This is a genomic window from Streptomyces alanosinicus (genome assembly GCF_014650595.1).
GTDB classification, from domain to species: domain Bacteria; phylum Actinomycetota; class Actinomycetes; order Streptomycetales; family Streptomycetaceae; genus Streptomyces; species Streptomyces alanosinicus.
This window is the reverse complement of sequence record NZ_BMVG01000132.1, coordinates 1-1,533: the sequence shown is the minus strand read 5'-3', so window position 1 is coordinate 1,533 and position 1,533 is coordinate 1. Positions and strand designations below refer to the sequence as shown.

General features: G+C 69.2%; 1 protein-coding gene. It reads right to left on the bottom strand.

What is annotated here, in order from left to right:
* Nucleotides 1-1,533: beta-ketoacyl synthase N-terminal-like domain-containing protein (locus IE277_RS46615; RefSeq protein WP_189960186.1), on the bottom strand; the 1,533-nt coding region annotated here is incomplete at both ends.

Genomic DNA, 1,533 nt, shown 5'->3' with positions numbered 1-1,533 from the left:
GCGAACGGCTTGCACCGACCGTCCGGCGCAAGCCCCCGCTGCCTGCTGAACTCCACGAAGATGCCGGGTTCCGCCATCACGGTCGCTCCCCCGGCGAGCGCGAACGAGCACTCACCGGAGCGCAGCGCCTGAACCGCCAGATGCAGCGCGACCAGCGACGACGAGCACGCCGTGTCCACAGTCAGCGCCTGTCCGCGCAGGCCGAGGACGTAGGCGATACGCCCGCTGGCCACGCTGCAGGAGGTGCCGGTCAGCAGATATCCATCGACGGACTCTGGGGCTTGGTGCAGTCCGGGACCGTACTCCTGCTGCATGAGTCCGACGAATACTCCGCCATCGCGCTCGCGCAGGCTCTCCGGGTTGATACCGGCCCGCTCCAGTGCCTCCCAGGAGGTTTCCAGCAGCAGTCGCTGCTGCGGGTCCATGGCCTCCGCCTCGCGCGGCGAGATACCGAAGAAGCCTGGGTCGAACTCAGCCGCGTCATACAGGAACGAGCCGAAGCGCGCATAGGTCGTACCGTGCTGTTCCGGGTCGGGGTGGTACAGGTTGTCCAGGTCCCAGCCCCGGTCTGCGGGGAAGGCGGAGATGGTGTCACCGCCCGTCGAGAGCAGCTCCCAGAGTTCTTCCGGCGTGCGGATGCCACCGGGCAGGCGGCAGCCCATGGCCACGATGGCGATGGGATCATCGTCGGTGGCGGGCCTCGGCTCCGCGGAGGTCTCGGGATCCGGCTCGGTGCCGCCGTGGAGCAGGCCGCGCAGATGCCGACCGAATGCTTGTGGTGTGGGGTGGTCGAAGAGAACAGAGGCGGGCAGGGAGAGCCCGGTCTCCGCGACCAGTCGGTTCCGCAGCTCGACGGAGGTCGCGGAATCGAAGCCCAGCGCCTTGAAAGTGAGCGTCGCGTCGATGTCACCCGCTGTGGCGTGCCCCAGCACCACGGCGGCGTGCGCACGGATCCGCTGCACCCAGTCGTCGTGCCGCACCGGCAAGGCAAGGGATTGCGCTTCGGCCGGCTCGACGGATTCCGCGAGGGCGTCCGTACGACGACGGTGCGCTCCGCCGTCGAGCCAGTAGCGGCGGTGCTGGAAAGCATAGGTGGGAAGCGCGACCGTACGGGCGCCCTGGCCGGCAAGGACGGCGGTCCAGTCGACCGGGACACCGCGCACCCACGCCTCGGCCAGCGAGGTCAGGAAACGGTGGCCGCCGCCTTCGTTGCGGCGCAGACTGCCCACCACCACGGCCTGCGGGGCGGCCTCCTGGGCCGCCATGCCCAGCACCGGATGGGAACTGACCTCCACGAACGCCGCATACCCCTGGTCGGCCAGACCCTGGACCGCATCCGCGAAACGCACCCGCTGACGCAGATTGCGATACCAGTACCCGCCGTCCAGCCGGGCCATGTCGATGATGCCGGCCTCGGTGGTGGAGAAGAACGGCACCTCACCCGAACACGGAGCCACCGGCGCAAGCACCTCGGCCAGCTCGGCCTCGATGTCCTCCACATGCCAGGTGTGGGACGCGTAGTCCACCGGAATA